The 23,152-nt window shown below is 72.7% G+C and carries 20 protein-coding genes; 8 read left to right on the forward strand and 12 right to left on the reverse strand.

The features are described from left to right. Positions 1-41 precede the first annotated feature (41 nt). Complete coding sequence (gene ilvA, locus KF840_04740) at positions 42-1,562, forward strand: threonine ammonia-lyase, biosynthetic (GenBank protein ID MBX3024200.1); 1,521 nt, start codon at positions 42-44, stop codon at positions 1,560-1,562. Between the two features lie 123 nt (positions 1,563-1,685). Next, positions 1,686-2,252 (forward strand): Uma2 family endonuclease, encoded by a 567-nt coding sequence (locus KF840_04745; GenBank protein ID MBX3024201.1) that lies wholly within the window; start codon positions 1,686-1,688, stop codon positions 2,250-2,252. 18 nt (positions 2,253-2,270) lie between these two features. Here KF840_04745 and KF840_04750 read toward each other — a convergent pair whose 3' ends face one another. Beyond that, entirely contained in the window at positions 2,271-3,053 is a 783-nt protein-coding gene (locus tag KF840_04750; protein MBX3024202.1) for an outer membrane lipoprotein-sorting protein, read from the reverse strand. A gap of 107 nt (positions 3,054-3,160) precedes the next feature. Between KF840_04750 and KF840_04755 the strand changes: the two genes are divergently transcribed. The 3 genes from KF840_04755 (at position 3,161) to KF840_04765 (ending at position 5,314) form a co-directional block, all read left to right on the forward strand. Next, positions 3,161-4,426, forward strand: a complete 1,266-nt coding sequence (locus KF840_04755; GenBank protein ID MBX3024203.1) for a chloride channel protein — start codon at positions 3,161-3,163, stop codon at positions 4,424-4,426. 71 nt (positions 4,427-4,497) lie between these two features. Beyond that, the gene (locus KF840_04760) at positions 4,498-4,908 is read left to right on the forward strand and encodes a nucleotidyltransferase domain-containing protein (GenBank protein MBX3024204.1); all 411 of its coding nucleotides are present in this window, start codon (positions 4,498-4,500) and stop codon (positions 4,906-4,908) included. Then, positions 4,898-5,314: a DUF86 domain-containing protein gene (locus tag KF840_04765; protein MBX3024205.1), complete on the forward strand. Its 417-nt coding sequence runs from the start codon at positions 4,898-4,900 to the stop codon at positions 5,312-5,314. Before KF840_04760 ends, KF840_04765 begins: the two co-directional genes overlap by 11 nt. Before the next feature lie 42 nt (positions 5,315-5,356). Here KF840_04765 and KF840_04770 read toward each other — a convergent pair whose 3' ends face one another. Together KF840_04770 and KF840_04775 are read right to left on the reverse strand one after the other, a co-directional pair. Next, on the reverse strand, positions 5,357-6,379 hold the full coding sequence (locus KF840_04770) for a prenyltransferase (protein MBX3024206.1): 1,023 nt from the start codon (positions 6,377-6,379) through the stop codon (positions 5,357-5,359). A gap of 71 nt (positions 6,380-6,450) precedes the next feature. Further along, positions 6,451-7,488 (reverse strand): trypsin-like peptidase domain-containing protein, encoded by a 1,038-nt coding sequence (locus KF840_04775; protein ID MBX3024207.1) that lies wholly within the window; start codon positions 7,486-7,488, stop codon positions 6,451-6,453. 141 nt (positions 7,489-7,629) lie between these two features. On the opposite strand from KF840_04775, the gene KF840_04780 reads away from it, so the two are divergent. Further along, positions 7,630-7,902 carry a hypothetical protein gene (locus KF840_04780; GenBank protein MBX3024208.1) on the forward strand — a complete coding sequence of 91 codons (273 nt, stop codon included), beginning with the start codon at positions 7,630-7,632 and terminating at the stop codon, positions 7,900-7,902. A gap of 28 nt (positions 7,903-7,930) precedes the next feature. Here KF840_04780 and KF840_04785 read toward each other — a convergent pair whose 3' ends face one another. After that, entirely contained in the window at positions 7,931-8,728 is a 798-nt protein-coding gene (locus tag KF840_04785) for an alpha/beta hydrolase (GenBank protein ID MBX3024209.1), read from the reverse strand. A 69-nt stretch (positions 8,729-8,797) separates the two neighbouring features. Here KF840_04785 and KF840_04790 point away from each other — a divergent pair, with 69 nt between their 5' ends. Then, positions 8,798-9,409 carry a hypothetical protein gene (locus tag KF840_04790; GenBank protein ID MBX3024210.1) on the forward strand — a complete coding sequence of 204 codons (612 nt, stop codon included), beginning with the start codon at positions 8,798-8,800 and terminating at the stop codon, positions 9,407-9,409. Positions 9,410-9,463: 54 nt separating this feature from the next. Beyond that, the gene (gene egtB / locus KF840_04795; protein ID MBX3024211.1) at positions 9,464-10,711 is read left to right on the forward strand and encodes an ergothioneine biosynthesis protein EgtB; all 1,248 of its coding nucleotides are present in this window, start codon (positions 9,464-9,466) and stop codon (positions 10,709-10,711) included. A 27-nt stretch (positions 10,712-10,738) separates the two neighbouring features. Here egtB and KF840_04800 read toward each other — a convergent pair whose 3' ends face one another. The 8 genes from KF840_04800 to KF840_04835 all read right to left on the reverse strand — a co-directional run bounded on the left by KF840_04800 (position 10,739) and on the right by KF840_04835 (position 23,097). Then, the gene (locus KF840_04800) at positions 10,739-13,174 is read right to left on the reverse strand and encodes a PAS domain S-box protein (GenBank protein ID MBX3024212.1); all 2,436 of its coding nucleotides are present in this window, start codon (positions 13,172-13,174) and stop codon (positions 10,739-10,741) included. A gap of 165 nt (positions 13,175-13,339) precedes the next feature. Then, complete coding sequence (locus KF840_04805; protein MBX3024213.1) at positions 13,340-14,617, reverse strand: ISNCY family transposase; 1,278 nt, start codon at positions 14,615-14,617, stop codon at positions 13,340-13,342. A gap of 114 nt (positions 14,618-14,731) precedes the next feature. Next, entirely contained in the window at positions 14,732-16,234 is a 1,503-nt protein-coding gene (locus KF840_04810) for a hypothetical protein (GenBank protein ID MBX3024214.1), read from the reverse strand. Positions 16,235-16,247: 13 nt separating this feature from the next. Then, positions 16,248-19,493, reverse strand: a complete 3,246-nt coding sequence (locus KF840_04815) for an efflux RND transporter permease subunit (GenBank protein ID MBX3024215.1) — start codon at positions 19,491-19,493, stop codon at positions 16,248-16,250. A gap of 44 nt (positions 19,494-19,537) precedes the next feature. After that, a complete protein-coding gene (locus KF840_04820; protein MBX3024216.1) occupies positions 19,538-20,617 on the reverse strand; it encodes an efflux RND transporter periplasmic adaptor subunit in 1,080 nt (359 codons plus the stop codon). Then, complete coding sequence (locus KF840_04825) at positions 20,614-21,990, reverse strand: TolC family protein (GenBank protein MBX3024217.1); 1,377 nt, start codon at positions 21,988-21,990, stop codon at positions 20,614-20,616. The genes KF840_04820 and KF840_04825 overlap by 4 nt, the downstream gene beginning before the upstream one ends. Then, positions 21,956-22,168: a DUF2892 domain-containing protein gene (locus tag KF840_04830; GenBank protein MBX3024218.1), complete on the reverse strand. Its 213-nt coding sequence runs from the start codon at positions 22,166-22,168 to the stop codon at positions 21,956-21,958. Before KF840_04830 ends, KF840_04825 begins: the two co-directional genes overlap by 35 nt. A gap of 113 nt (positions 22,169-22,281) precedes the next feature. After that, a complete protein-coding gene (locus KF840_04835) occupies positions 22,282-23,097 on the reverse strand; it encodes a sigma-70 family RNA polymerase sigma factor (protein MBX3024219.1) in 816 nt (271 codons plus the stop codon). Between the last annotated feature and the right edge of the window lie 55 nt (positions 23,098-23,152).

Here is a 23,152-nt window from a genome sequence, read left to right on the forward strand (position 1 = left end):
CGGCTTGAAATCGCCGCCGCGCCGGCGCAGCGTCGCGGCGGATGGACGTCGCCGCCGAGTACCTGAGCCGCATCCTGCGCGCCCGCGTCTCCGACATCGCCATCGAGACGCCGCTCGAACCGGCGCGGCGGCTGTCGGCCCGGCTGGACAACACGGTGCTGATCAAGCGCGAGGGATTGCAGCCGGCCTTCTCGTTCAAGATCCGCGGCGCCTACAACAAGATGCGCCTGCTCGACGCCGAGCAGCGCCGGCGCGGGGTCATCGCCGCCTCCGCCGGCAACCACGCGCAGGGCGTGGCGATGGCCGGCGGCACGCTCGACATCGACGCGCTGATCGTCATGCCGACGACGACGCCGGCGATCAAGGTCGACGCCGTGCGCGCCCTCGGCGGCCGCGCCGTGCTGCACGGCGACACCTTCGACGACGCGTACGGCCACGCGCGCGAGATCGCCGCCGCCGAGCAGCGGGTGTTCATCCACCCCTACGACGACGCCGACGTGATCGCCGGCCAGGGGACGATCGCCGCCGAGATCCTGCGCCAGTCGCGCCAGCCGATCGACGCCGTCTTCGTGCCGGTCGGCGGCGGCGGCCTGATCGCCGGCATCGCCGCCTACGTCAAGGCGGTGAGCCCGCAGACGCGCGTCGTCGGCGTCGAGCCCGACGACAGCAACGCCATGCAGGCGGCGCTGGCCGCCGGCGAGCCGGTGATGCTGGACAGCGTGTCGCTGTTCGCCGACGGCGTCGCGGTGCGCCAGGTGGGGGCGGAGCCGTTCCGCGTCGCCCGCGTCTGCGTCGACGAGATGGTGCTCGTGAACACGGACGAGATCTGCGCCGCGATCAAGGACATCTTCGAGGACACGCGCGCCATCGCCGAGCCCGCCGGCGCGCTCGGCGTCGCCGGCCTGACCCGCTGGGTGGCGCGCGGCGGCGCCCGCGGCCGCGTGCTGGTGGCGATCGAGAGCGGCGCCAACCTCAACTTCGACCGCCTGCGCTACATCAGCGAGCGCACCGAGACGGGCGCCCACGCCGAGGTGCTGCTGGCGGTGCGCATCCCGGAGGAGAAGGGCAGCTTCCGCCGCTTCTGCGGCGCGCTCGGCGAGCGCGCCATCACCGAATTCAACTATCGCTTCTCCGACCCGGCGCGCGCCGACATCTTCGTCGGCCTCAAGGTGCGCGCCGGCGACGACGACCGGCGGGCGCTCATCGCGGCGCTGCAGGCGCAGGGCTACCCGGTCACCGACCTGACCGACAACGAGGTCGCCAAGTCGCACGTCCGCTACATGGTCGGCGGCCGCGCCCGCGTCCCCGACGAGGTGCTCTACCGCTTCGAATTCCCCGAGCGCCCGGGCGCCCTGCTCCGCTTCCTCAATCAGATGGGCGAGCGCTGGAACATCAGCCTCTTCCACTACCGCAACCACGGCGCCGCCGACGGTCGCGTCCTCGCCGGCATGCAGGTGGCCGCCGGCGAGCGCGCCGCCCTGCGCCAGTTCCTCGCCGACCTCGGCTACCCGTACCACGAGGAAACCGACAACCCCGCCTACGCCGTCTACCTGGCGGGATGAGTCCCGCGCGGCGCCGCCGGGGCTCGATGCGGCGCCGCCATTGTCGCCCCTCGGCGCGATCTGCCAGAGGACGGCAGGTCGATGACGGCCGCCATCGGAACGACGACCTGCTATAGGGGGCGCATGCCACGCACGACGCAGGCAACGCGCGCCGGAGCGCTCACCTATCGCGACCTCTGGCACACGCCCGACGACGGCAACCGCTGGGAGATCATCGGCGGGGAGGTGTACGTGAGCCCGGCGCCGTTCGTGCCCCATCAACAGGTCGTGTTCAATCTGGCGTCGCTCCTGCGCGCCCATGTGCGGGCATATCGCCTGGGACAGGTGCTGATCGCCCGCGTCGCCGTGGTGCTCGAGCGCCCCAGCGGCGTGCAGCCGGACGTGGTGTTCGTCGCCCGCGCCCGCCGCCGCATCATCCAGGAGAAGGGAATCTTCGGCGCCCCGGACCTGATCGTCGAGGTCACCTCGCCGTCGACCGCCTCCCGGGACCGCGGCATGAAGCTCGACCTCTACGCCCGCGTCGGCGTGCCCCACTACTGGCTGGTCGATCCCAAGCGCGGCACCTTGCGCGCCCTCCGCCTGGCGGGCGATCGCTACGCCGCCGAGGCCGAGATCGGGCCGCGCGGCCGCTTCACCCCGTCGCGCTTCCCACGCCTCAGCGTGCGCATGCGCGAGGTCCTGGCGCCCTGAGCCGCCGCCGGCGCGGCGCTACTTCCACAGCGGGCTGTCGGCGGCCTTGGCGAGCTGCGCCGGGTCGAACAGCTCCGGCGGAATGGGAATGCCGTAGGCGATCTCGGCGGTGCGGTACTCGCTGCCATACCCGGTCTGCACGTCCTCGATGCGCACCCGCTGCGCGGTCGGGATGCCGTGGATGTCGGCGACGTGCTCGAAGGTTTCCGTTTTCCACAGGCGATTGGCCACGTCGTAATACTCGCGCTTGAGCGGCTGGCCGGTCTCCGGCACCACCCAGGTGACGATCCTGGCGAAGGTGCGCTTGTCCTTGGGCACTTCCTGCACCTTCACCGCGGCGACGCCGTCGACGGTGTCGCTGCCGCCGCTGCTCACGTCGCGGTTGCCGATCTCGACGAAGCCGACGTCCGCATAGGTGAACTCGGTGTTGAGGAACGACTCGAACTCGTCCACAGGCAGGACCTCGCGCACCCGGCGCAGGTACGGCAGGTAGAGCCACTCGCGGTCGGGGCCGTTCGGCTGTTCCTGCACCAGCAGCGCGGTGCCGCGCAGGTCCGCCGGCGCGAGCAGCACGGTGAGCGCGTAGTTCCTGCCGTCGACGCTGCCGCGCGCCTGCCCGGCGGTCCACTGCGCAACCTCGGCGCCGGTGCGGACGCTCATCGCCAGTTGGCGCGTGCTCGGCTGCGCCGGCTCGAGCCAGCGCTTCATGCGCTGCAGCAGCGCCGTCGGCGAATCGGCGGCGTGAGCCGGGAGAGCGGTGAGGACCAACAGCGGGAGGACCAGCAGCATTGGTCGGCGCATGCGGGGCCTGTTAGTGGACCGTCGGTCGGCCGGCAAGCCCCGCCCCGCGGGGCCCCGCGGCGGCGGGCCCGTTGCGCCGCGGCCGCGAATCCAGCATTGCAGCCGCGATGGCGCGGATGCTGTGGCGGCAGGTGGTCTGGCTGCTGGCGGCGGCCGCCGCGGGCGGCGGCGCGCTGTACTTCGTCTATGCCGAGCGCTGGTCGCTGCTGTTCGCGGCGCGGCTGCGCGAGGTGTCGCCGTATCTGCCGCCGCTGCTGCTCGGCGTCGGCATGGTCGTCATCATGCGGGCGCGCGACCGCCTCTTCCCCGGCACCGAGGGCACCGGCATCCCGCAGGCGATCGTGGCGCTGCGGCTCGGCGAGGGACCGACGCGGGCGTCGGTGCTGTCGCTGCGCATCCTGGTGGGCAAGATGATCCTGCTCACCATGGCCCTGTTCGCCGGCGCCACCGTCGGCCGCGAGGGACCGTCGGTGCACGTCGCCGCCTGCGCCCTCTACCTCGCCAACCGGCTCGCCAGCTTCGCGCCCAACCACGTCGAGCGCGGCCTCATCCTCGCCGGCGGCGCGGCCGGCATCGGCGCCGCCTTCAACGCCCCGATCGCCGGCCTGGTGTTCGCGATCGAGGAGATCGGCCGCGCGTTCGAGAAGAACAACGCCAGCCTGATGATCCGCACCGTCCTCGTCGCCTGCCTGGCGTGCGTCGCGGTGCTCGGCAACTATCTGTTCTACGGCCGCGTCGAGGCCGGCCTCGCCGACGCCCGCGCCTGGCTCTGGCTGCCGCTCATCGGCGCCGCCGGCGGGCTGCTGGGGGGCGCCTTCGCGCGCGCGGTGGTGGTGGCGACGCCGCGGGTCTCCCGCCTCAACCGGCGGCGGCCGTACGTCGTCGCCGCCTCGCTCGGCCTCGCCATGGCGGTGCTCGGGGTGATCAGCGGCGGCCTGACCTACGGCGCCGGCGACGCGCAGGTGATGGCGGTGCTGCGCGGCGAGCCGCTGCCCTTCTACTATCCGCTCGCCAAGGCGGCGGCGAACTACCTGGCGCTGATCAGTGCCATCCCCGGCGGCCTGTTCACGCCCAGCCTGTCGGTGGGCGCCGGGCTCGGCGACCTGGCCGCGCCGCTGCTCGTCGGCATCCCCCGCCAGGCGGTGATCCTGCTGGCGATGGGCGCCTACTTCTGCGGCGTCGTGCAGAGCCCGATGACGGTGGCGATCATCATCGTCGAGATGACCGAAGCGCGGCAGCTCCTGTTGCCGCTGCTCGTCACCACCGTGGCCGCCTATCACGCCTCCCGGCTGCTGTGCCCCGAGTCGATCTACGAGGCCCTGGCCGACGGCTTCGCGACCCGGCTCCGCGTCGGTGCGCCACCGGCCGGCTGACAGCAGAGGGGCCCACCGCGACCGTCGGCCGACCGTCCCCGCGCATTGTCCCCCCGCGTGCGCGGAGTGCCGTGCGGTCGATGCTGACCGACGCGCAGATCGCCGCCTTCCTGCGCGACGCGATCCCGGGGCTGATCGCCGTCTATCGCTTCGGCTCCACCGCCGGCGGCCAGACGCGTGCCGACAGCGACGTGGACATCGCCTTCCTCGCCACCGCGCCAGTGGACGCGATGGAGCGGTTCGCGACGCAGGAGCGCTTGGCGGCCCGCATGGGGCGCGACGTGGACCTGGTCGACCTGGGCCGCGCCTCGACGGTCATGCGCATGCAGGTCGTCTCGACCGGCGTCCTCCTGGCGGCGCTCGACGCGGCGGCGCAGGAGCGCTTCGAGGACCTCACGTACTCGGCCTACGCGCGCCTCAACGAAGAGCGCCGGGAGATTCTCGAACAGATCCGTCGCGAGGGACGCGTGCATGGCGGATGACATCGTCCTCAACAAGGCCGCCATCATCGAACGCTGCATCGCGCGCGTGCGCGAGGAGTACGGCGGCGATCCGCGCAACCTGACCGACAACATCACCCGTCAGGACTCCATCATCCTGAACCTCCAGCGCGCCTGCGAGGCGGCGATCGACGTGGCCATGCACGCCGTGCGGCGTCGCCGGCTCGGCATCCCCCAGGAGACGCGCGACGCCTTCCGCGTCCTGCAAGAGGCCGGCGTGCTGTCGCCGCCGCTCGCCGACCGCCTCATGCGGATGGTGGGCTTCCGCAATGTGGCCATCCACGACTACCGGCGGCTGGATCTCGACGTCGTGCGGGCGATCGTCACCGCGCATCTCGACGGCTTCCTCGCCTTCACGGCGGCGCTGCTGACGACGCCGGAGGAGTAGCGCGGCGATGACGCCGCGCGCCGGCCGCTCGCCGGTGAGCGGTCAGAGAACCTGATTCAGCAGCAGGCCGAGCACGAACCAGCCGCCGGCGGTGCGGATGAAGGTCATCGCGAAGGCGACGTACCACAGCGGCCACACCGGATAGCCGGCCGGCGGCTGCGCCGGACGCTCGTTGGCGTAGACGACGTGCAGCAGCCGCAGGCGCGGCAGCGCCAGCAGGGCGAGCAGGACCCAGGGGCCGGTGGCGCCGCTGATCACCAGCGCCGCCAGCGAGATCAGGAACAGGTGCGCGAGCAGCACCACGAGCTGCTTCGAGCGCTCGGCGCCGATCCGCACCGGCAGCGTGCCGACGCCCTTCGGGCCATCCTGCGGCAGCTTGTCGAGGTGCTTGCCGACCAGCACCGCGCCGACCAGGATGCCGTACGGCAGCGACAGCAGCCACGCCGACGGCGGCGCGCCGCCGCGCAGCGCGTAGTAGGCGCCGACGATCATCAGCGGACCCCAGACGACGGCCGCGGTCAGCTCGCCGAGCCCGCGCTTCTTGAACGAGAACGGCGGCATCACGTAGGCGATGGAGAGGAACAGGCCGGCGAGCGCGAACCAGGCGACGCCCCAGCCGGCCGCCCACACCAGGATCGCCAGGATGAGCGCATCGACGGCGTGCACCACGGCGGCGCCGAGCAGCACCTGGTTGGCGGTGAGCTGGCCGGAGAGGATCGGGTGCGGCGCGTACTCGGTGCGGAAGTACCCTTCCTTGTCGATGCCGTCGTGGACGTCGATGTAGTCGTTGAGCAGGTTGTTGCCGGCGTGCGCGGCGATCGAGCCGATGACCACCAGCAGCGACAGCGCCGCCTCGCGCGCCCCGAACGGCCCCGCCGGCACCGCCAGCAGGACGCCGATCAGCACCGCCATGATGCTCATCGGGAAGACGCACGGGCGAACCGCCATCCACCACAGGGCGGCTCCCGTCAGGCGGTCGGAGCCCTCGCAGTCGCAGGTCTGCAGCAGCGCCAGGTACGGATTGCGGGCCAGGGTGACGCGAGCGGTCTGTGTCGGTGCATCCATGTCGCCGGGCATCTATCCACAGATGCGCGGCGATCGCCACCGAGGGGACGCCGGCCCTTGCGCGTCGCGCTTCATCGCGGTGCCGGCGCCTCCCGCGGCTCGACGTCAAGGGTCAGACACTCGGTGCCGCGCAGCGCGGCCACCCGCGCACGGGCCCCGACGTGCTCCTCGGTGAGCAGCCGCTGCAGATCGTCGATGCCACCGACGACCGCGTCGTTGAAACGGACGATGACGTCCCCCTCGCGCAAGCCGGCGCGCGCCGCCGGGCTGCCCGGCTCGATCGCGGCGACGCGCACGCCGCTCTCGGCGCCGAGGCCGTGGAAGCGCACGACGCGGCGCTGCACCGGCACGTTCTGGCCGGCGACGCCGATCCAGCCGCGGCGGATGCGGCCGTCGCGGATCAGACGGCCGGCGACGAACTCGGCGGTGCGCGAGGCGATGGCGAAGCACAGCCCCTGGGCGGGGCGGATGATCGCGGTGTTGACCCCGATCACCGCGCCGCGCGAGTCGACCAGCGGGCCGCCCGAGTTGCCGGGGTTGAGCGCCGCGTCGGTCTGCACGACGTCGTCGATCAGCCGGCCGCCGGCGCCGCGCAACGAGCGGCCGAGGGCGCTGACGACGCCGGCGGTCACCGTGCACTGGAAGCCGTAGGGGTTGCCGATCGCGATCGCCAACTGGCCGACGCGAATGCGCTGCGAGTCGCCGAAGCGCACCGGCGGTCCGACCTCGCCGTGCACCCGCACCACCGCCAGGTCGGTGCCGGGATCGTCGCCGGTGAGCTCCGCCTGCAGCCGGCGGCCGTCCGACAGGGTGACCGCGATCTCGGCGGCGCCGTGGACGACGTGGCTGTTGGTGACGATGAAGCCGTCGGGCGTGACCACGAAGCCCGAGCCGCTGCCGGCGTCGGCGCGGCGCTGCGCGTGGCGCACCTCGATGTTCACCACCGACGGGCTGACGACCTCCGCCACCCGGGTGACGGCGCGCGAGTAGGCATCGAGCAAGTCGGCGTCGTCGTTCGCCCGCGGCCGCGCCGCCGGCTGCTCCTGCGGGCCAGCCACCGGCGCGTCGGCGGCGTCGCGATCGGCGACCAGACGAAGACGGGAACGCATCGAACCTCCGATCATGGGGCGCCCAGAATAACCACGGTCGGGACGGCGCGCACGGGGGGTTGCGGCAGTCGCCGCCGGCCTCCCCGCCCGCCCGTCGCCGGCGGCTGGAGAAAGCGCCCCGGCGCCGTTACAAAGGGCGCCATGCACATCACGATGGTGAAGAAGGAGCTGCGCGACGGGCGGCCGTGCCGCAAATGCGAGCAGGCCATGGACACCCTGATGGCGCGCAAGGTGTGGGACCGCATCGACGAGGTGGTGGTGGCCAAGGAGGGCGACGCCAGCAGCCCCGGCGTGCAGCTCGCCAGCAGGCACGGCGTCGACGTCGCCCCGTTCTTCATCGTCCGCGACGAGGGCGGCGAGCAGGTCTACACGAGCGTGATGCAGCTCATCAAAGACCGCCTGACGCCGGCCTGAAGAGGGACGCGATCGCCCCGAGCGCGGCTCAGCGCCCGAGCAGGAACTCGCGCAGCGCCGCCTGGTACACCTCCGCCGCGACGACGAAGGCGTCGTTGTGGCCGCCGTCGAGACGCACCAGCCGCTTGCGCCCCGGCGCCGCGGCGTACAGCGCCTCGGCCATCGCGAAGGGCACGATCTCGTCGCGCGGGCTGTGCATGATCAGCACCGGGGCGCGGACGGCGGGCAGGCGCGCCAGGGCGTCGTAGCGCACCGACAGGAACCAGCGCACCGGCAGCAGCGGATAGTGGTGCTGCGCGACCCCGAGGACGCTGCTCGGCGCGCTCTCGAGCACCAGGCCGCCGATCGGCTGGCGCGACGCGAGATCGGCGGCGATCGGCCCGCCGAGCGATTCGCCGTAGACGACGATCTCGTCCGCCGCGATGCCGCGGCCCCGCATCCAGGCGTAGGCGGCATCGGCGTCACGATAGGTGCCGGCCTCGTCGGGCGCGCCGGCGCTGCGGCCGTAGCCGCGATAGTCGAGCAGCAGCACGGAGGCGTCGAGCCCGTTCAGCACCGCCAATTTGTCGAGGCGATGGCTGATGTTGCCGGCGTTGCCGTGCAGGAAGAGGACGCTGCGGCGCGGCGCCGGCGCCGGCACCCACCAGGCGTGGAGGGCGACGCCGTCGGCGGCGGTCAGCGCCACGTCTTCGTAGGCGAGACCGTAGACCGCGGGGGTTCCGCCGTCGAGCTCGCGGCTGGGGAAGAAGACGAGGCGATCGGCGGGACGCGCCATGGCGGTGAGCGCTACCAGGGTCGCGGTCCAGGTCGCCAGCGGGCTCGCCACGCCTTCTCCGTACTCCACCCCGACGGCGGGCGCACTTGCCGCGCCCGGCGCGACGTGAGACGAGCCCCCATGCGCTGTCGTTGGCTGATCGCCCTGGCGTGCCTCGCCGCCTGCGGGCCGCGCACGCCGCCGCTGCAGACGACCCTCGGCGGCGTGCCGATCGATCCGAACGCGATCACCGTCGCCGACGTGGCGCGGCAGGTGCACATCACGCCACGCGGCAACCAGGTCTTCTTCCAGGCGCCGCCCATCCAGTCGACGCAGATCATCGACCTCAGCGCCGCCGGCAAGGAGCTCGGCATCAAGCTCGGAGACGTGGAGCAGATCCGCTACGGCTACCTCTTCGGCGTCCTCGACCTGCCCTCGGGCCGCATGCAGCACTACCTCCTGTTCCAGTCGAACTTCATCGAGGGCCACGACCGCTACAAGGCGGTCACCCTCGACGACGGCACGCCGCTGCGCTTCACCGTCACCCGCACCCCGGACCCCTGCATCCCCAACTGCTTCCCGGTGATCGAAGCGCTGATCGTCGACCTGCCCGATCCCATCCTGCGCGCCCTCGCGCCGACCGGCCTCCGCCTGCTGATCTCCATCGACACCGGCCAGGTGATCCAGATCGCCGGCTCCGGCGTGTACCTGAACGGCTACCTGCAGGCCGTCGACACCTACCCGCGCGGCTGACCGATCGCCCGCCGCCGGATTCCCGCCCTCGCCGCGCGTGATACAGTCCGCCGCATGCCGACGACCGTCGAGCTCGCGGCGCGCTACCGGGCGGTGCGCGGCGAAACCGAGCGCCTGCGCGCTCCGCTGACGCCGGAGGACTGCCAGGCGCAGTCGATGCCCGACGCCAGCCCGGTGAAGTGGCACCTGGCCCACACCACCTGGTTCTTCGAGACCTTCCTCCTCGAACCGGGGCGTTCCGCCTACCAGCCGTTCCACCCCACCTTCCGGGTGCTGTTCAACTCCTACTACCAGGGCGTCGGCGAGCAGCACCCGCGGCCGCAACGCGGCCTGCTCACGCGACCGTCACTCGACGAGGTGCTCGCCTATCGCGCCCACGTCGACCGCGCCCTCCTCGACTGGCTGGCCGGCGATGACGCGACCGTCGTGGCGCTGACGCCGGTGCTCGAGATCGGCCTGCACCACGAGCAACAGCACCAGGAGCTGCTGCTCACCGACGTCAAGCACCTCTTCGGCGCCAATCCGCTGGCGCCGGCGTATGCCGCGCCACCGCCGCCGGCGTCGACGGCGGCGGCGCGGCCGTTCGGATGGCGTGCGGTGGACGGGGGCGTGCGCGAGATCGGCGCCGCGTCCGACGGCTTCGCCTTCGACAACGAGCGTCCCCGCCACGCCGTGCTGCTCGAACCGTTCGAGCTGGCGACGCGCCTGACCACCAGCGGCGAGTACGCCGCGTTCATCGCCGACGGCGGCTACCGGCGGCCGGAGCTGTGGCTCGCCGACGGCTGGTCGGCGCGGCAGGCGCGCGGCTGGGAGGCGCCGCTCTACTGGGAGCAGCGCGACGGCGAGTGGCACGAGCTCACGCTCGGCGGCCGGCGGCGGGTCGATCCGCTGGCCCCGGTCTGCCACGTCAGCTTCTACGAGGCCGACGCCTTCGCCACCTGGGCCGGGGCGCGCCTGCCCACCGAGGTCGAGTGGGAGACCGCCGCGGCGGGGCGGCCGGTGCACGGCAACCTGCTCGACAGCGGCCGCCTGCATCCGACGCCGGTCGGCGCCAACGGCAGCGACATCGCCCAGCTCTACGGCGACGTCTGGGAATGGACGCGCAGCGCCTACGCCCCCTATCCCGGCTTTCGCCCGCTCGCCGGCACCCTCGGCGAGTACAATGGCAAATTCATGTGCAACCAGTTGGTGCTGCGCGGCGGCTCGTGCGCCACCCCCGCCGATCACGTCCGCGCCACCTACCGCAACTTCTTCCCCCCCGACGCCCGCTGGCAGTTCAGCGGCATCCGCCTGGCTCGCTGACGCGCCAACCGGGGCGCCGGCCCCGGATCAGGAGCGATCGCCGACGCGGTCGGTGACGTCGACGCCGGTGCCGATGATGTAGGCCACCTCGCCGTCGGCGTCGCGCAGCGGCTGGACGTGGAACTGGATCACGCGCTCGCCGCTCGGATGGCCGCTGACCGATCCCTCGAAGCGCGATGTCAGACCCGCCGCGGCGCGCTCGATGCTGGCGCGCAATTGGGATCGCATCGCCTCCGAATGCGCGAAGGCCGGCACGTCGGCGATGTGGAGCCCGCGCACCTGCTCGATGCGCAATCCCGTCAGCTCGAGTGCCGAGCGGTTGGCCTCCAGCATCCGCCCGTCGGGCGTCGACAACCCCACCAGGATCGACGGCCCCATGCCGTCGATCAGCGCACGCAACCGCTGCTCGCTCTCGCGCAGCCGCTCTTCCGCCTCGATGCGCGCCGTGGCGTCCTCGATGACCGCGACGCAGCCGCGCACCCGCTCGCCGTCGAACAACGGCGCCACCTGCAGACTGACACAGGTCTCCCTTCCCCAATGCGAGCGATAGCGCGCCTCCTTCGCGCCCCGCTCGCCGCGCTCGAGCGCCGCGCGAAAGAGATGATCGACGCCGGCGTCGCGCAGCGCCGGCAGGTCGAGCACGTTGAGCGCGCGCGAGGCTTCCTCGGACGGAGAGCCGAGGATCGCGAGCGCCACGGGATTGAGGCCGGTGACCTGCCCCGCGGCATCGGTCAGGGCGATGCCGACCGGCACCTGCGCGGTCAGCAGCTCGAGCAACTGGCGCTCCTCGGCGCCACGCTTGAGGTCGGTCACGTCGATCAACGTCGCCTGCATTCCGACCACCACCCCATCGCGATGGATCGGCCGCCGCGAGCTGCGCACCCAGCGGACGTCTCCCGAGCGGCGCAGAACGCGGAACTCACCCGGCTCGGGGGCGCCCGCCAGCCCGCGTCGATAGTTGGCGAGCAGCGCCGCCCGGTCGTCCGGATGGATGAAGTCCGTGATCGGACGCCCGACGACCTCCTCCGGCCGATACCCGCTGTACAGCTCGACGTTGGGGCTGATGTACGTGATGCGGCCCGCGGTGTCGGCGGTGTAGATCACCTCGCTGAGATTCTCGATCAGGTCGCGATAGCGCCGCTCGGACTCGCGCAGCGCCAGCGCGGCGCCGGCGCGATCGATGGCGCTGAGGATGACCTCGCCGACGACGCGCAGCATGGCGATCAGATCGTCGGCGGCCAGGTACATCTCCCCTTCGGCGCTGAGGCCGAGGAAGCCCCGCATCGTCCCGCCATCGCTGAGCGGCACGGCCGCGATGGCGTCGACGCCGTGGCGCTCCAGCATCGCGCGCTCGGCGCCCGCTTCCGGCGGCAGGTCGTCGCGGCCGAGGACGATGGGGCGCGCGGCGCGCAGCGAGGCCCACCACCACGGCGCCGCGGCGGCGCGCGTCAGGCACTCGCCGAAGCCCTGCTCGCCGTCGGCGGTCCACGCGTGGCGCAACCGCGCCTCGTTGCCCGTCTCGGTGACCAGGAAGACGTAGCCGCGACGCGCCCGCGCCAGCGTCGCGATGGTGCGCAGGGCGGTGACGATGCAGGCGTCGACCTCTTCCGGCAGCGCGGCCGCGAGTTGCATCAGCACCGCCGCGACCTGGCGCTCGCCATCGAGCCGACGTCGCATCGCCACTTCCGCCGCGCGCCGGGCCGTGATGTCGATGGTCAGACCGCGCAGCCGCGTCACGTGCCCGGCGGCGTGACGGACCGCGCGCAGCGAGTGGCGCACCCAGACGGGGCGGCCGTCGGCGGCAATCAGGCGGTGCTCGAGCTGACGCTCGCCGCCGCCATCGGCCACCTGCCGCACCGCCGCGATCGCCGACGCGAGATCGTCGGGGTGGAGGCGGTCGGCCCAGAAGGTCGGCGACGCCCGCCACTCCGCCAGCGGATAGCCCAGCAAGGATTCGGCGCGCTCGCTGACGAAGAGGAACCGCAGCGTCGCCGGATCGGCTTCCCAGAGCACGCCGTCGAGATCGCCCACGAGCTCGCGCAGGCGCACCTCGCTCTCCGCCGTGGCCTCCTGGTCGCGCCGGCGCCGCTGCGCCTCGGCGATCTCGCGCTCGACCACCGGGGCGAGGCGCAACAGATCGCCCTTCATCACGTAGTCGCGCGCCCCGGCGCGCATCGCCTCGACCGCCGCCGACTGGCTGACCTCGCCCGACACCAGAATCACCGGCAGGTCCGGGTCGAACGCCTGCGTCTGGCGCAGCGCCGCCGGCCCGCTGAAGCGCGGCATGACGTAGTCGCAGAGGACGACGTCCCACCGCCGCGCCGCCAGCGCCGCCGCGAGATCGGCCGCCGTCTCCACCCGCTGCCAATCGGGCTCGTAGCCGCCGCGGCGGAGCGCGCGCAGGATGAATTCCGCGTCGTCGGCGGAATCCTCGACGAGGAGCACGTTGAGGGGAGCACTCATTCCGATTGCTTGGAAAGGGTGTTACGAAATGGATAGCGGGGCGCGATGCGCTCTGATCTATCTGCCCCGTCCCAGCGCCGAGAGTCAACCGGCGAATGCGGAGGCTGTCGCTGCTCAGTGATTCTGTCCGCCCTCAACTGCTCAGTGATTCCGTCCCCCCGGGGTTCATCGTGGTGGTGACGGGATCATGTCGGTGGGGGAAACGGAAGGAGCCCGCAGGGCGACTGGAGTTTTCCCCACCGAGGCGGCGCTCGGCGGCCGCCGCCGCCGGCGCTTGAGCGTGCGGAGGGCGCCGGGCGAGGTGGCGGCGGCCGTGGCGATCACCGTGTCGCCGCCGTAGACGCGCCAGCTGCCGTCGAGGAGCTGGCGCACCTCGACGCGCGTCCCCGCATAGCTGCGCTTGCGCGGGCCGGGCGGGATGTCGAGGACCAGGCCGCCGATCCGCACGGTGTTGTCGTTCAGCACGGTCGCCTCGTACTGGAAGCTGCAGATCCGGCTCAGATCGGTCCCCCGTCGCACCGGCCGCCACGCCGGGGTGGCCTCGGCCGGGGGAATGGCAAACCGCTGGTTGTGCTCCGCCCGAAAGGCCTCCAGCACGGCATTGGCCTCCTCCACGGTCGTGGCCCCCACCAACCGGAGCTCGGAGACCAACCGATCCTGCAGCGTGCCCCACAGCCGCTCCACTCGGCCCTTCGCCTGCGGCGACAGCGCGTAGATCACCTCAATCTCCAAGGCCGCGAGCGCCCGGCCCACCTGCGTCGGGTCTTGGACCCCGCGTAACTCCTCTTCCAGCGTCCAGTGCGCGTCGTTGCGCTTCAGGCTCCCGTGCCGATCCATGTAGGCGCTGTACGGAAGTCCTTTCGCCTCCGCGATCGCTCGCAGCACCCGCAGGTACCCTGCCGCGCACTCCTGCTCCACGAACGACGCCCCAGGCAGCAGCTCGCCGGTCGCGTCATCGATCGCTCCCATCAGGCACAGCATCGGCCCGCGCCCCTCGAGCCACTCGTGTCGGCTGCCGTCCCAGAGGATCATCAACCCCGCCTGCGGTTTGCGGTCTCTGCGCCGGCGGTGTTTCGGGGCGCGCCGCCGGCGCGGCGGCCCGATGCCCGCCGCGCGCAGCAGCCGCTGCACGCTGGCCCGAGAGACCTTGACCCCTTCCACGTCCCCCAGCTTCTCGGTGAAGTGCTGGTCGTTGAACCCGTCGTACTTCTTGCGCCGCAGCTCCAGGATCTGCTCCCGCACCGCTTCCCCCAAGCGGTGCTTCGGCGCCCGCCCCGTGTTCCCGTGCTGCACTCCTTTCGCCCCACGCCGCCCCACCGCCCGCCGCAGCCGTCGCACCTGCCGCTTCGACAGTCCCAGCACCTCCGCCGCTTCTCCCACCGTCAGCGCCCCTCGCTCGATCCGCTCCACGGCGTCCAGCCGCTTCCATTGCCGCTTGCTCATCCTCTCCATCCCTCCTTCTTTGCCGCGGAGGGGCGGACATTTTCACTGAGCAGTTAGGCGGACAAAATCACTGAGCTTCAACACCGGCGAATGCGGAGGCGGCCTTGGCCCCTCTCACGGCAGCGCGTACAGCGACCAGTCGCCGTAGTCGCCGACGTGCCGGAGCGCCGGCGTGCGCGCCACGCGCTCGCGCAGCGTCGGGGCGCGCACGGCGACGAAGCGAATGTCGCGCGCCTGCAGGTCCGCGAGCGGCAACGGCCGGTCGGCGGCGAGCACCGCCGCCGGGTCGTCCAGGCGCTCCGGGGTCGCGTTGGCGATGAACGCCTGCGGCCGCTGCGACGACACGAGCACGTTCAGGTACGAGTATCGCGACGTGTCGATCAGCACCCGCGTGCCCGCCGGCTGGGACGCGAGGAGTCGGTTCAGGTCGCCGCCCAGCGCGCGCTCGACCGCGGGAACCGCCCAGCGCGACTGGTAGCCGACCCAGCAGGTCCCGAACAGATAGAGCAGGCACAGTCCACCGACGGCGACGAGGTTGACCGGACGAGCGGCGCGCGGCCAGCGCTCGCGCACGCCGACGATCAGGTCGGCGGTGAACGGCAGGAGCAGCAGGCTCCACACGTCGACCATCCGCCACGCCGGGCCGCTCTGTGCCCGCCGGCCGACGAGCAACGCCGCGGTGGTGAACGCCAGGGGCATCATGGCTACGAAGAGAATGGCCCGGGCGCGCGCCGTCGCGCGCGCCCGCGTCACGGCGGCGACGACGCCGATCAGGTTGAGGGTCGCCGCGTTGACGATCAGGAGCTCGGCGAGCGGGCTCTTCCGCAGCACCGTTCCCCACGCCGCGTATTGCGTGCCGGCGCCCGCGAACAGGCCCTCCGCGCCGTCCGTGGCGAGATGCAGGCCGACCCAGAAGAGCGGAAAGGCGGAGACGATGACGCCGACCGCGAGCAGCTCCGCGAGCCCGACGCGCCGCCGATCGGTCCACCACGCGGCGAGCACCGCGATCCCGAAGGCGGCCGCGAACATCCAGCCCTCGAAGCGGATGGTGGTCGAGAGCGCGAACGCGAGCGCCGCCAGCATCAGCCAGCGGCGCGTCGGCCGCGCCAGCCATCGCGCCAGCGCCGCCATGGCGGCGAGGACGATGGCGCTGAACATGGTCGAGGTCAGCGGCGTCAGCGCGAGCACGACGCGCGGGGTGAAGAGCGCGCCGAGCAGGGCGGTGGTGCGCGTGATCCGCGGGTCGTGGAACAGCTCGGCGGCCAGCCAGGTGAGCGCCGCCAGGACGCCGAGACCGCAGAGGAACGTCACCACCCGCGGCGTGACGAAGAGATCGGGGTGGATGGCGAGCGCGGAGCCGATGACGATGCGGTGCAGCGGCAGCCAGGTGGTGGCCTCGAGGAGCCGAGGGTCGGCGCGCCAGCGGGCGGCGTCGAGCACGCGGCCGGCCTCGTCCCAGCTCACGCCGTAGAATCCGCACGCGACGCAGACGAGGTGAACGAGCGTCGCCAGGCCGAACGCCCAGGCCAGGGTGGCGGCGACGGCCGGGCGCTCGCGCTCGCCCTGGTCGCGCCCGGTCGACCGGCGCGCCGCCGCGCCGCGCCTGCGGTCTCCCATCTACCGCCGCCGGTCACGCCGGGAGCCGGCGCCGGTAGATGAGATGGTAGACGACCGGCACGACCAGCAGCGTGAAGGCCGTCGAGGCGAAGATGCCGAAGATGAAGCTCCAGGCGAGCCCGGAGAAGATCGGATCGAGGGTGATGACGATCGATCCGAACATCGCGGCGGCGGCGGTGAGCGCGATCGGGCGCAACCGGGTGGCCCCAGCCTCGATGATCGCCGCGTCGAGCGGCAGCGCCGGGTCGCGGGCGCGGATGTGCTCGATGAAATCGATGAGGATGATCGAGTTGCGGACGACGATGCCGGCGAGCGCGATCATCCCGATCATGCCGGTCGCGGTGAAGAACACCGGGTTGGCGTAGGCACCGACCGGCGACGTGAACAGCGCATTCAGCAGCCAGAAGCCCGGCATGATGCCGATCAACGTCAGCGGAATGGCGATCATGATCACCAGCGGCATGCCGAGCGAGCCGGTCTGCGCCACCAGCAGCACGTAGATCATCGCCAGCGCGGCGGCGAAGGCCAGGCCGAGGTCGCGGAAGACGTCGACGGTGATCTTCCACTCGCCCTCGCCGGCGAGGTCCATGGTATAGCCGGCCGGCAGCGGGTGCGCGCGCTCCCAGTCGAACATCGCCAGGACGGCTTCCACCGGGCTGCGCCCCGCCATCTCGGCGATGACGAAGGTCACCGGCCGCAGGTTCTTGTGGTAGATGACCTGGTCCGCCTCCTCGGCCACGGCGCTGCCGATCTCGCCCAAGGGCACCAGCGCCCCGGCGTCCGATTTCACCCGCACGGCGAGCAGGTCGGCGGCGCTGCTGCGCGCGGCGCGCGGCAGGCGGACGTCGATCTCGACCGGCAGGCGCTCCTGCGGCGCGTGCAGGCGACCGGCGACGCCGCCGCCGACGGCGGTTGCCAACGTCTGCGCCGCCCCGGCGACGGTGATGCCGCTCAGCCCCGCCTTCTCGCGATCGAGCCGGTAGCGGACGAGCGGATGCGCGGCCTGCGAGAAGTCGTCGACGTCGACCACCCCGGGCACGGCCGCCAGCGCCTCGCGCACCCGCCGCGAGACGGCGATGAGCTGGTCGTAGGGCGCGTCGAGCGGACCGTACACCTCGGCGACCACGGTCGAGATCACCGGCGGTCCGGGCGGCGCCTCGGCGATCTTGACGTTGGCGCCGTGGGCGGCGGCGATGCGTTCGATGTCGGGGCGCAGGCGGAGGGCGATCGCGTGCGATTGCTCCACCCGCGCCTCCTTCGGCAGCAGGTTCACCCGCACTTCGCCGACGTTGCCGCCGCGGCGCAGATAGTAGTGGCGGACCATGCCGTTGAAATCCATCGGCGCCGCGACGCCGACGAAGCTCTCGTAGTCGGTCACCTCGGGGACGCCGGCGAGATAGCGGCCGAGGTCGCGCGCCACCGCATCGGTCGCCTCGAGCGTCGCGCCGGCCGGCATGTCGATGATCAGCGCCAGCTCGTTCTTGTTGTCGAAGGGCAGCATCTTGAGCGGCACGGCGCGGGTGACCGCGAGCAGCGCCGAGACGACGAACGCCACCGCGACCGCGCCGAGGAAGAGCGCGGCGCGCCGGCGGTCGCGCAGCAGCGGCAGCAGCGCCGCGCGGTACCAGCGATAGACGCGCGTGCGGGCGAGATCGAAGGGCTCGTGGCCGCCGGCGTCGTATTCGTGCCGGAGCAGGTGATAGCTGGCCCACGGCGTCACGGTGAAGGCGACGATCAGGGACATCAGCATCGCCACCGGGACGTTGAACGCCATCGGCGCCATGTACGGCCCCATCATGCCGGTGATGAAGAACATCGGCAGGAACGAGACGATGACGGTGAAGGTGGCGAGGATGGTCGGCGGCCGCACCTCGTCGACGGCGGTGAGGGTCGCCTCCAGCGGCGGCTCGCGGCGCAGGCGGAAGTGTCGGAAGATGTTCTCGACGTCGACGATCGGGTCGTCGACCAGCAGGCCGAGCGAGAGGATCAACGCGAACAGCGTGACGCGGTTGATCGTGTACCCGAACAGCAGATCGAGGAGCAGCGTGATCGCCAGCGTCATCGGCACCGCGATGGCGACGATGAACGCCTCGCGCGGGCCGAGGGCGAACGCCAGGAGGACGATGATCGTGGCGATGGCGATGAGCAGGTGTTTCACCAGCTCGTTCACCTTGTGGTTCGCGGTCTCGCCGTAGTCGCGCGTGATGTTGACGTCCACCTCGTCGGGAATCACGCTGCCGCGCAGCCCGGCGACCGCCGCGACCACCTCCTCGGCGACGCGCACGGCGTTGGTCCCCTTGCGCTTGGCCACGGCGATGGTCACGGCGGGGCGTTCCTCGCCGGCGGCGGCCGCCCGGTCGCCGATCCGGCGCGCCGCCGCCGCCGCGGGACCGAAGCCGATGCGCGTGTAGCTCTCCGCCTCGGCCGGGCCGTCGACGACCCGCGCCACGTCGCGCACGTACACCGGACGGCCGCCGGGCCTGGCGACCAGGGCGGCGCCGACCTCGTCGACCGAGCGCAGGAACGGACCCGCTTCGAGGGCGATGTCGGCGTCGCCGCGCTCGAAACGGCCGGCCTGGAGGTTGACGTTGGCCGCCTCGAGCGCCTGCACGACCTCGAGCAGGGTGACGTCGCGCGCCGTCATCCGCGCCGGGTCCGCGTACACCGTCACCCGGCGCGGCTCGCCGCCGACCACCGAGCGGCGGCCGGTGTTGGGCACGCGGCCGAGCTTGTCGAGCACCTCGTCGGCGATCCGCCGCAGCGCCCCGCCATCGTACGTGGGATTGGACGACGAGAGCGTGAAGAGGACGATCGGCACGTCGTCGATTTCCACCGGCTTGACGATCCAGCGGGTGACGCCCTGCGGAATGGCGTCCTGGTTCGACATCACCTTGTTCCAGACCTTGACCAGGCTGCGCTCGCGGTCCTCGCCGACGAAGAAGCGCACGGTCACCACGGCCTGCCCCGGGCGCGCCATCGAGTAGACGTACTCGACGCCGTCGATCTCCCACAGCTTCGCCTCCAGCGGCGTCGCCACCAGGTTCTCGACCTCGGCCGCGCTCGCGCCCGGCATCTCGACGATGACGTCGGCGAACGGCACGACGATCTGCGGCTCCTCCTCGCGCGGCGTCGCCAGCAGCGCCACGGCGCCGGCGGCGAACGACGCGAGCAGGAAGAGAATCGAGAGCTTCGAGGTGATGAAGATCTCGACGATGCGCGCTGTCCAACCGCGCTCCGGACGGGCGGTGGTGTCGGTCATGACCCGAACCTCTCAGGGCCGAGACGCCGCGGCGCTGCGCGCGGTCATGGCTCGACCACCACGACGTCGCCGGCGCGCAGGCCGGAGAGCACCTCGACCTGGCTGTCGAACGCCTTGCCGGTGCGCACGCTGCGCACCAGCGGCACGCCGTCGATCAGCACCCGCACCGTCTCGAGCTGGCCGGCGCGTCGCACCGCCGACGCCGGCACCAGCAGCGCCGCGTGCGCGCCGCAGGCGAGGCGCAGGCTGGCGAAGGCGCCCGGACGGAGCGCGGCATCGGCGGGCAGCAGCGCCTTGACGTGGCGGGTGCGGCTGGTCGGGTCGGCCACCGGCGCCAGCTCGTCGATCCGCGCGACCAGATCGAGGGGCGGCGAGCCGACCCGCACCGGCAGCGCGTCGCCGACGGCGAGGGACGCGGCGCAGTGCTCCGCGACGTCGGCCTCGAGGCGCAGCGTCGATGGATCCTGCACCAGCGCCACCGGCGCGCCGGGGCCGGCGGTGTCGCCGGGATCGAGAAGGCGCGCGACGACGACCCCGTCGAACGGCGCCCGCACCTCCGTCTCGCCCAGGCGCACGCGCGCCTCGGCCAGTGCGTCACGCGCCTGCGCGGCCTGCGCCTGCGCCGTCGCCGCGCGCGCCTCGGCGGCGTCGAGGTCCTGGCGGGTGAAGGCCTGTTTGGCGAACAACTGCCGCGCCCGGCCGAGGTCGGCGTCGGCCTGGCGCGCGAGCGCGGTCGCGGCGGCCAGCGCCGCCTCCGCCTGCTGACGGCGCGCCGTGAGATCGCGCGCGTCGAGCGTGGCGATGACGTCGCCTTTGCGCACCGCGCTGCCGGCCTGCACCCGCACCTCGAGGACGCGCGCCATCACCGTCGGCGCCACGTCGGCGCTCACGCGCGCCGTCACCGTGCCCGGCCAGTCGACGAGGTCGGGAATCTCGCGCTCCTCGACCGTGGCGGTCGACCCCGCCGCCCCGCCGTCGGCCGCCGGGGGCGGTTGCCGCGGCGCCGCCGCGTGACCGCCGAGGCTGCCCTGCAGGTAGAGCAGGAGGACCACGAGACCGAGCACCGCCGCGCCGGCGGCGATTGCCGTGCGCGGCAGACGGCGGAATCCGGCGGATGGGGTCATGGCGTGAGTCCCTCGTCATCGGCCCAGGCGCCGATGGCTTTCTGCAGCGCGGCCTCGGCGCGGCGGACGTCGTAGCGGGCGACGATGGCGCGCGACCGCGCCGCGCTGCGGGCCGCCTCGGCCTCGAGGTAGCGGGTGACGGTCACGGTGCCGGCGCGGTACTGCTCCTCGACCAGACGCAGCGCCGCGTCGGCGGCGGCCAGGCCGGCCTGGCTGACATCGTCGCGCTGGCGCGCCTCGCCGTAGGACAGGAAGGCATTCTGCGCCTCGCGTTCGATGTCCAACCGGGTGCGGCGTTCGACCTCGCGCGCCGACGCCAGCTCGTGCTCGGCGGCGCGCACCCGCTCGCGGATGCGGAAGCCGCTGAACACGTTCAGCTCGGCGGTCGCGCCCACCAGCCAACTGTCGGTGTTGTGCGAGAGCTGGAAGTCGGCCGAGTCGTTGCCGTAGCCGCCGACGATGTCGATGGTCGGAAGATAGGCGGCGCGCTCGGCTTCGAGCTCGCGCTCGCGCATCGCCACCTGGCGCCCCGCGGCGGCGAGCTCGGGGCGCGCCGCGGTGGCGCGCGCCAGGGCCGCCTCCAGCGTATCCGGCAACGCCGGGGCAGCGTCGCGCGGCGGCGGGGCGATCTCCAGCGATCGCCCCGCCGGCTGGCCGAGCAGGGTGCGCAATCCCGTCCGCGCGAGCTCGATCGCGTTACTGGCGCGGAGTTGCTGCTCGCGCGACTCGGCGAGCCGGGTCTCCAGCGACAACACGTCCGACTTCAACACCGTGCCGGCGTCGAAGCCGGTGCGGGCGTGGTCGAGCGCGGCGCCCACCGCGCGCACCGACGCGCCGGCCGATTCCGCGAGTTGGGGCGCCGCGACCAGCGCGTAGAAGGCATCGATCACCGCCTCGGTGAGCCCGTTGCGCACCGCCAACCGCTCCAGCTTCGCGGCCTCGACGCCGAGCGCCGCGGCCTGGCGGCGGAAATAATCCTGTCCGCCGCGAAAGATCGGAAAGGCGCCGACGATCTCCGGGCGCACGTTCTGGGTCGGTCCGGGGTTGTTGAAGTCGAGGTCGAAGCTGAACTTGCGCTGGTTGAGGATCATCCCGAACGCCTGCGCCGGGTTGTCCGTGCGCGCGAAGACGATGCGGCCGTCGACGCGCGGGTAGAAGGCGGCGGTCGCTTCGCCGAGCCGCGCCTCCGCCTCGCCGATGCGCTCGGCGGCGGCGCGCGCGTCGGGGTTGTCGCGCAACGCGAGACCCACCGCCTCCTCGATGCTCAACGGCTGTGCCGCCGCGACGGCGGCGGCGAGCAGGAAGCCCAACGTCGCGGCGGCGACGCTCGCGACGCGCTCAACTGGGGCCGCTACCACACGATCCGACATCACGCTGCCGTCCTCCCAGGAACTTCTCGGCCGGGCAGAACCCGGTGAACGCGGACTGGATCAGATTGAAGGCGACGAAAGCCGCCAGGAGCAGCCAGGCCGGCGCGACGAAATAGCCCAACAGCAGGCTGAGGGCGACCAGGCTGCCGGCGAGGAGGCGAACCCTGCGTTCGGTGGTCATCGATCTCTCCCTTCGCAGGCAAAGAGCCAGGCGCAACGGGAAACGGTTCGCCAGGGAGCAAGTGCGCGCCCCGTCGTCGATTTCTCGTCGCGCGTATGCGGGACGGGCAGCCGCTATCGCAGGCGCTCCACCTGTTCGCGCAGCGCCCGCTGGACGGCATCCGGCACGGCCGGCGTGGGGGCGCTCTGGCACAAGGCCAGGGTGCGTCGGAGTGAATCGCAGGCGGCGGCGCAGCGCGGGCAGCGCGCCAGATGCGCTTCCATGCGGGCGCACAGATCGGCCGTGATCTCGCCCTCGCGGTGTCGCGACCACAGGGTCAGCACGTCCGGACACCCGGCCGCCGGCGGCGCCGACGGCGGCAGCCGCAACACCGGAGCGAGGCGGTTGCGCAGGGCGACGCGCGCGCGGTGCAGCCGGCTCTTCACCGCCTCGACCTCGATGCCGAGCACCGCCGCCACCTGCGGGGCGCTCAACCCTTCGATGTCGCGCAGCACCAGCACGTCACGCTGCGCCGCGTTGAGGTCGGCGATCGCCGCCGCCAGGATGGCTTCGATCTGCCGCCCGGCGACCCGATCCTCGGGCCCCAACCCGGGCGCGGCGATCTCGGCGCCGCCAGCGGCGATCTCGTCGAGCGCGCCGGTGCGCCGCGCCGCGGCGCCGCGGCGGCGCTTGATGCAGAAGCTGCGCGCCACGGTGTAGAGCCAGGTGGGCAGGGCGGCCGCGGCCTGCAGGGAGCCGACCCGCCGCGCCAGCGCCAGCATCGTCTCCTGCAGCACGTCCTTGGCATCCTCGGCATCGCCGCACATGCGCAGGCCGTAGCGGTAGATGCGGGCCTGATAGCGGCCGAGCAGCGCCTCGAGCGCCGGACGATCGCCGCGCCGCGCCGCCGCGAGCAGCGCCTCGTCGGTCGCCTCTTCCTCCCCGCTCACGTCGCCCGACTAACCCATGACCGAGCCGGTTGCCAGGCGGCGGCGCGGCGCCGCG

The organism is bacterium (assembly GCA_019637795.1).
Taxonomy (GTDB): Bacteria; Desulfobacterota; Binatia; order HRBIN30; family CADEER01; genus JAHBUY01.

What these genes read in the sequence shown, in the direction of transcription:
- egtB (MBX3024211.1), top strand. Translation starts at nt 9,464, where the DNA reads ATGCCGACGACCGTCGAGCTCGCGGCGCGCTACCGGGCGGTGCGCGGC.
- KF840_04790 (MBX3024210.1), top strand. Translation starts at nt 8,798, where the DNA reads ATGCGCTGTCGTTGGCTGATCGCCCTGGCGTGCCTCGCCGCCTGCGGG.
- ilvA (MBX3024200.1), top strand. Translation starts at nt 42, where the DNA reads ATGGACGTCGCCGCCGAGTACCTGAGCCGCATCCTGCGCGCCCGCGTC.
- KF840_04770 (MBX3024206.1), bottom strand. Translation starts at nt 6,379, where the DNA reads ATGGATGCACCGACACAGACCGCTCGCGTCACCCTGGCCCGCAATCCG.
- KF840_04765 (MBX3024205.1), top strand. Translation starts at nt 4,898, where the DNA reads ATGGCGGATGACATCGTCCTCAACAAGGCCGCCATCATCGAACGCTGC.
- KF840_04820 (MBX3024216.1), bottom strand. Translation starts at nt 20,617, where the DNA reads ATGACCCCATCCGCCGGATTCCGCCGTCTGCCGCGCACGGCAATCGCC.
- KF840_04745 (MBX3024201.1), top strand. Translation starts at nt 1,686, where the DNA reads ATGCCACGCACGACGCAGGCAACGCGCGCCGGAGCGCTCACCTATCGC.
- KF840_04750 (MBX3024202.1), bottom strand. Translation starts at nt 3,053, where the DNA reads ATGCGCCGACCAATGCTGCTGGTCCTCCCGCTGTTGGTCCTCACCGCT.
- KF840_04815 (MBX3024215.1), bottom strand. Translation starts at nt 19,493, where the DNA reads ATGACCGACACCACCGCCCGTCCGGAGCGCGGTTGGACAGCGCGCATC.
- KF840_04805 (MBX3024213.1), bottom strand. Translation starts at nt 14,617, where the DNA reads ATGAGCAAGCGGCAATGGAAGCGGCTGGACGCCGTGGAGCGGATCGAG.
- KF840_04810 (MBX3024214.1), bottom strand. Translation starts at nt 16,234, where the DNA reads ATGGGAGACCGCAGGCGCGGCGCGGCGGCGCGCCGGTCGACCGGGCGC.
- KF840_04800 (MBX3024212.1), bottom strand. Translation starts at nt 13,174, where the DNA reads ATGAGTGCTCCCCTCAACGTGCTCCTCGTCGAGGATTCCGCCGACGAC.
- KF840_04780 (MBX3024208.1), top strand. Translation starts at nt 7,630, where the DNA reads ATGCACATCACGATGGTGAAGAAGGAGCTGCGCGACGGGCGGCCGTGC.
- KF840_04775 (MBX3024207.1), bottom strand. Translation starts at nt 7,488, where the DNA reads ATGCGTTCCCGTCTTCGTCTGGTCGCCGATCGCGACGCCGCCGACGCG.
- KF840_04755 (MBX3024203.1), top strand. Translation starts at nt 3,161, where the DNA reads ATGGCGCGGATGCTGTGGCGGCAGGTGGTCTGGCTGCTGGCGGCGGCC.
- KF840_04830 (MBX3024218.1), bottom strand. Translation starts at nt 22,168, where the DNA reads ATGACCACCGAACGCAGGGTTCGCCTCCTCGCCGGCAGCCTGGTCGCC.